At 66.9% G+C, this 613-nt stretch carries 1 protein-coding gene; it reads left to right on the plus strand.

Annotated elements, in window-relative coordinates:
- Positions 1-613, plus strand: a 613-nt coding sequence (locus tag A5732_RS01050; protein ID WP_142256523.1) for a condensation domain-containing protein, incomplete at both ends; no start/stop codon positions are given.

Here is a 613-nt window from a genome sequence, read left to right on the forward strand (position 1 = left end):
CGGTGGCGGATCAGCGCGGCGCCAGTGTGGCCGTGGAGTGGCCGGCCGAGCTGCAGCAGCAAATTCGTCGGGTGGCCCGTGAGCACAACGCGACCAGCTTCATGGTGGTCCAAGCCGCTCTGGCGGTGCTGTTGGCCAAGCTCAGCGCCAGTTCCGATGTGGCGGTGGGGTTTCCGATCGCCGGGCGCGGTGATCCCGCACTCGATGAGCTGGTGGGGTTCTTCGTCAACACCTTGGTGCTGCGCGTCGATCTGGCCGGGGATCCCAGTGTCGCCGACTTACTGACCCAGGTGCGGGGCCGCAGCCTGGCCGCCTACGAGCATCAGGATGTGCCCTTCGAGGTGTTGGTGGAGCGGCTCAACCCGGCCCGGTCGCTGAATCATCATCCGTTGGTTCAGGTCATGTTGGCGTGGCAGAACTTCGCCGGGGACCCCACCTCCGGGCTGGCGCTGGGCGATCTGCAGGTCAGCCCGGTACCGATAGACACCCGCACAGCCCGCGTGGACCTGACGTTCTCGTTGGGCGAACGCTGGAGCGAGGCCGGTGAGCTCGCCGGGATCGGCGGGACGGTGGAGTTCCGCACCGACGTGTTCGACAGCCAAAGCATCGAAAC

It is taken from the genome of Mycobacterium colombiense (assembly GCF_001953985.1).
In the GTDB taxonomy this organism is placed as follows: domain Bacteria; phylum Actinomycetota; class Actinomycetes; order Mycobacteriales; family Mycobacteriaceae; genus Mycobacterium; species Mycobacterium colombiense_B.